6 protein-coding genes and 2 pseudogenes are annotated in these 5,475 nt (G+C 63.9%); all 8 read left to right on the top strand.

Annotation, left to right across the window (positions count from 1 at the left end):
- The coding region (locus JCM25143_RS22500) for a hypothetical protein (RefSeq protein WP_025861721.1) at positions 1-256 on the top strand (256 nt) is incomplete at its 5' end.
- A 3-nt stretch (positions 257-259) separates the two neighbouring features.
- Positions 260-601 carry a hydrogenase maturation nickel metallochaperone HypA gene (hypA, locus tag JCM25143_RS14325; RefSeq protein ID WP_025861720.1) on the top strand — a complete coding sequence of 114 codons (342 nt, stop codon included), beginning with the start codon at positions 260-262 and terminating at the stop codon, positions 599-601.
- Positions 602-1,633 (top strand): hydrogenase nickel incorporation protein HypB, encoded by a 1,032-nt coding sequence (gene hypB, locus JCM25143_RS14320; protein WP_025861718.1) that lies wholly within the window; start codon positions 602-604, stop codon positions 1,631-1,633. It begins immediately after the preceding gene.
- Positions 1,537-2,820: pseudogene (locus tag JCM25143_RS24440) on the top strand (sigma 54-interacting transcriptional regulator); the annotation flags it as partial. The gene hypB and the pseudogene JCM25143_RS24440, both read left to right, overlap by 97 nt.
- 179 nt (positions 2,821-2,999) lie before the next feature.
- On the top strand, positions 3,000-3,173 hold the full coding sequence (locus tag JCM25143_RS25540) for a helix-turn-helix domain-containing protein (RefSeq protein WP_456303613.1): 174 nt from the start codon (positions 3,000-3,002) through the stop codon (positions 3,171-3,173).
- Between the two features lie 12 nt (positions 3,174-3,185).
- On the top strand, positions 3,186-3,509 hold the full coding sequence (locus JCM25143_RS20070) for a HypC/HybG/HupF family hydrogenase formation chaperone (protein ID WP_456303612.1): 324 nt from the start codon (positions 3,186-3,188) through the stop codon (positions 3,507-3,509).
- A pseudogene (hypD, locus tag JCM25143_RS25315) lies at positions 3,473-4,593 on the top strand (hydrogenase formation protein HypD). Before JCM25143_RS20070 ends, hypD begins: the two are co-directional and overlap by 37 nt.
- On the top strand, positions 4,590-5,475 hold an 886-nt coding region (gene hypE / locus JCM25143_RS14300; protein ID WP_025861717.1), incomplete at its 3' end, for a hydrogenase expression/formation protein HypE. The pseudogene hypD and the gene hypE, both read left to right, overlap by 4 nt.

Below are 5,475 nucleotides of genomic sequence, written 5' to 3'. Positions count from 1 at the left end.
CGGGCCGGATGAAGCCACCGGCGGGCGGCTGGGTGTGGCCCGTGCGGCGCGCGGCGTATTGGTGCACCACGCCACCATACAAAACGGCTGCGTAAGGGCTTATACTGTTCTTTCACCCACGGGCTGGCACATGGCGCAGGACGGGCTGCTAAGCCGCTGCCTGCGCAGCCTGCCCCTGACGGACAGCCCGGCCCTGCTGCCCGCATTGCTGATTTCGGCCCTTAACCCCTGCGTGCCAGCGCTTGTGGAACCCTAGACCATGCACGAACTCTCCTTGTGTGAAAGCCTGCTTGACGTGATCGAGGACACCGCCCGCCGGGAAGGGTTCTCGCAGGTGCGCGTGGTACGGCTGGAGGTAGGGCAGTTTGCCGGGGTAGAGCTTTCAGCACTGCGTTTCGGGTTTGAGGCGGTCAAACCCGGCACCATCGCCCACGATGCCCAGCTTGAAATCGAGCAGACACCCGGCACGGCTTGGTGCTTTGACTGCGAAAAAACCGTAACCCTTGAGGATCGACTCTCCCCCTGCCCCCTGTGCGGCGGCGGGCGGGTGCAGCCCTCGGGGGGAACAGACATCAGAATCAGGGATCTGGAGGTACTCTAAATGTGCACGACATGCGGATGCAGCAGCGATGGCAGCGTAACCATGGACCCCGGCCACCACCATGACCACACCCACACACCCGCCGGGCAGGGTCATGAACATGGTGCGCAGGAACACGACAGGCACGGACAGGCTCCCCCCCCGCATACCCACGATGCGCATGGACACAGCGCCCATAGCCACAGCACTCATGAACATAGCGCGCACGGGCATAGCCACGCCCACGGCCCGCACAGCGAAGGCCCGGCCCATACAAATGGCCCCGATCACCATGATTACGGCACCGGCCCAGCCCGCTCCCACGCACCGGGGCTGACACAGGCGCGCATGGTGGAAATCGAGCGCAACATCCTGTCCAAAAACGATGCCTATGCCCGCCAGAACCGCGAAACACTGGCCCGCAACGGTGTGCTGGCCCTCAACCTGCTGGCCGGGCCGGGTGCCGGCAAAACCACCCTGCTGGTGGAAACGCTCAAACTGCTGCACGGCAGCATACCCGCCGCCGTGATCGAGGGAGACCAGCAGACCAGCAACGATGCCGAGCGTATCCGCGCAACCGGCGTGCGGGCAGTGCAGATCAACACCGGCAAGGGCTGCCACCTTGATGCGCATCAGGTCGGCCATGCGCTGGAACACCTGCCCCTGCCGCCGGGTGGGGTGCTGTTTGTGGAAAATGTCGGCAACCTTGTCTGCCCCGCCGCCTTCGATCTGGGCGAGAGCCTGCGTGTCACACTACTTTCGGTTACGGAAGGTGAGGACAAACCCCTTAAATACCCGGATATTTTCCACAATGCCGATCTGGTTATCCTGACCAAGACCGACCTTGTGCCTTATCTGGGCACGGATATGGCCCTGCTGGAAACCAATATCCGCCGCGTGGCCCCCAAGGCACGCATCCTGCACACGGGCGCGCGCACGGGAGCTGGCATGGACACATGGCTGGATTGGCTGAAAACCGAGCGCAGCACATGGCTTTCGGCACTGGCCACACAGGCCGAGACCCGCGCCGCAACCCTGCGGGCAGCCGGCTGATGGCGGATGTGGACACACGCCCGTCCATTCTCGTGGTGGATGACGAGCCGCGCTCGGCGGAAGTCATGGCGCGCGTCCTGCGCGAGAGTTTTGATGTCCACATCGCCCATAATGCCGATACCGCGCGCGAATGCCTGGAAACCCACTGGATACAGGCCATTTTCTGCGACCAGCGGATGCCCGGCCTGACAGGCACGCGCTTTCTGGCCGAAGTCCGCACCCGCTGGCCCGATATCGTGCGGGTGATCGTAACCGGCTATACCGAACCCGAAGACATGATCGATGCGATCAACGAAGCGGGGATCTACCATTACATTACCAAACCCTGGCACCCCGACCAGCTTCTGCTGACCGCGCGCAACGCCACCCATCTGTTTGCCATGCAGCGCGACCACGAGCGGCTTTCGCTCGAACTGCGACTGGCCTCCCCCATTGCAGAAGGACGGCTACTGCGCCAGCGCGAGCGCGTGCGCGGGCGCTACCAGTTTGATTCCATCATCCGCGCCACCACCAGCCCGCTGAACGATACATGCCGGCAGGCCGCCAAGGTCGCAGTTTTTGACATTCCCGTTCTCATTCAGGGAGAAACCGGAACTGGCAAGGAACTTATGGCCCGCGCCCTGCATTACGCCAGCCAGCGCGACAGCGGCACGTTCGTTGCTGTAAACTGCGGGGCCATACCGGATGAACTGCTGGAATCCGAATTATTTGGCCACCGTAAAGGCGCGTTTACCGGCGCACATGCCAACCGGCGCGGCTGGTGGAAGAAGCCGATGGCGGCACCCTTTTTCTGGATGAAATAGGCGATATATCAGCAGCTTTTCAGGTCAAGCTGCTGCGTTTCCTGCAAGAAGGCGAGTTTCGCGCCCTTGGCACCAATGAAACCACCCATGCCAATGTGCGCGTGCTGGCCGCCACCCACCGCGACCTGCCAGAAGAAGTCCGCGCCGGGCGTTTTCGCGAAGACCTGTATTACCGGCTGGCGGCCATGACGCTTACAATCCCGCCCCTGCGTGAACGCCCCGAGGATATCCGCGTGCTGGCTACCCACCTGCTGGACGAGGCCTGTCAGCGCCATGGCCGGCGTGCACGCGGGTTCAGCCCCGATGTCATGGCCCTGCTCATGCGCCATGACTGGCCGGGCAATGTGCGCGAACTCCAGAACGAAATCCTGCGCATGCTGGTTCTGACTGAAGATGACACACTGGGAGCAGAGCTACTCTCACCCGCCCTGCGCTTTCCACGCGCGGCCCTGCCTCACCCTGCCCGGCCCCCCCTTGCCCAGCCATATGGCAGCTTGCATGCACCCCCCACCCCTGCGACACAGGACAACGCTACCGCCGAGCCCCTGCCTGAAGATGGCTCCATGCAGGAAAGGCTGGATACGCTCGAAGCCCGTATTCTGGCCCAGACCATCGCGCGCTGTGGCTGGAACAAGAGCCTGACCGCGCGCGAGCTTGGCCTCTCACGCGTGGGCCTGCGCGCCAAGCTTGAACGCTACGGCATTGTGCCTGAAGCCGTTCACCGCCCCCAGCCGTAAGGATACCCCGCCATGTGCCTTGGAATTCCCGCCCGGATTACGGGCATTGCCGATGCCGCCGCCATGCTGGCGGATGTTGATGTCCATGGCGTGCGCCGTCAGGTGGATGTGCTGTGCGTGGCCCCGCCCGATGCGCCGCTGGAAGAACTGGTGGCTCATGGTACTGGTGCATGTAGGCTTTGCCATGAGCCGAATTTCAGAACCCGAAGCCCGCGCCACACTCGCCCTGCTGGCCGAAATGGGCGAATTGCAGGAGGAACTCACCGCCATGCAGGACTCTGGCACGGCAGGAGGCCCCCATGCGGTTCAGTGACGAATTTCGTGATCCCGCGCTAGCTGAAAAGCTTTTTACGGAAATCGCCCGCTCGGCTGAAAACCTTGCCCACTTCCGCGAAAAACCCGTTACGGTCATGGAAGTGTGCGGGGGGCATACGCATACGATTTTCCGCTACGGGCTGAAAGACCGGCTGCCCGATACGATCGAGTTCGCCCACGGGCCGGGCTGCCCGGTTTGTGTCCTGCCCATGGGGCGGATTGATGACGCCATAACCCTCGCCCAGCGGCCCGAGGTTATTCTGACCACCTTTGGCGATGCCCTGCGCGTGCCGGGAGCTCAGGGGTCGCTCCTGCAGGCGCGCGCGGCGGGGGCGGATATCCGCATGGTGTATTCCCCGCTGGATGCGCTGGAGCTTGCCCGTAAAAACCCCACGCGTGAGGTGGTATTTTTCGCACTTGGGTTTGAAACCACCGCTCCGTCCACAGCGCTCACCGTCCTGCGCGCGGCCCGTGAGGGGATAAAAAACTTCTCGCTCCTGTGCCAGCATATCCTGATTGTACCCACCTGCGCGCACTGCTCATGCAGCCCGATTTTACGGTGGATGGTTTTATCGGCCCCGGCCATGTGGCCATGGTTACAGGCACCCAGCCCTATGACTTTGTGGCCAGCACATTCCACCGCCCATTTGTGGTGGCGGGTTTCGAACCGCTCGATATTCTCCAGTCCCTGCTGATGGTGCTGCGCCAGCTTGAACGCGGGCAGGCCATGGTGGAAAACCAGTATGCCCGCGTGGTGCCGCCCGATGGCAACCCCGCCGCCCAGACCGCCATGCGCCAGGTATACGAAACCCGCGCGGACAGTGCCTGGCGCGGGCTGGGCACCATTGCATTTTCCGGCCTGCAACTGCGCCCCGCATGGCGCGCATTCGATGCCGAGCACCGCTTTACCCTTACACCGCATAGCGTACCCGACCCGGCCTCCGCCCGCTGCGGGGCCGTGCTGACCGGGCGCATCCGCCCGACGGAATGCCCTGCTTTCGGGCAGGACTGCACGCCAGATGCCCCTTTGGGCGCGCTCATGGTATCATCCGAAGGCGCGTGTGCCGCGTGTTACGATTACGAGGGGGCGAGGCAGGTCGCATGAACAGCATACCCGGCATTGGCACTGGGGGGCGTATCACCATGGCGCATGGTGGGGGTGGCACCGCCATGCGCGCCCTGATCGACACGCTTTTTCTTGAAGCCTTTTCCGCAACACCCCACGCCCCGCAGGAAGATCAGGCCCGCCTGCCGCTGCACGAACTGGCAGCAGGGGGAGACAGGCTGGCTTTCACCACCGATTCTTTCGTGGTGGAGCCACTGGAATTTCCCGGCGGCAATATCGGCACGCTGGCCGTATGCGGCACGGTCAATGATCTGGTGGTGGGGGGCGCACGACCCGTGGCCCTGTCCGCTGCCTTCATTCTGGCCGAAGGGCTGGAACTGGCCTGCCTGCGCCGCATCGTGGCCGCCATGGCCGACTGCGCGCGCGAGGCCGGAGTGCGGATTGTTACCGGCGATACCAAAGTCGTGCCCAAAGGGGCGTGCGATGGGCTGTATGTCACCACCTCGGGCGTGGGGGTCATTCCCGCCGCGCGCGCCATCAGCATTACCGCTGCGCAGCCGGGCGATGTAGTGCTGGTCAACGGCACGCTGGGCGACCACGGGGCGGCTATTCTGTGCGCGCGGGGCGATCTGGCGCTGGATGTCGCCATTGCCAGCGACTGCGCGCCCCTTGGCGGGCTGGTAGAAGTCCTGCTGGCCGCCGCCCCCAACACCCGCAGCCTGCGCGATGCCACGCGCGGCGGTGTGGCAGGCGTGCTGAGCGAACTGGCCGAAGCCAGCAATGTCAGCCTCACGCTGGACGAGACAACCCTACCTGTCCGCCCCGATGTGGTAGGTGTGTGCGAAATTCTGGGGCTGGAGCCGCTTTTTCTCGCCAATGAAGGCAAGCTGGTCGCCGTTGTGCCGCAGGCCGAGGCCGAGG

It is taken from the genome of Acetobacter papayae JCM 25143, from assembly GCF_000613285.1.
GTDB lineage: Bacteria > Pseudomonadota > Alphaproteobacteria > Acetobacterales > Acetobacteraceae > Acetobacter > Acetobacter papayae.
The sequence above is the reverse complement of the archived record's forward strand: the minus strand, read 5'-3'. Positions and strand labels throughout refer to the sequence as shown.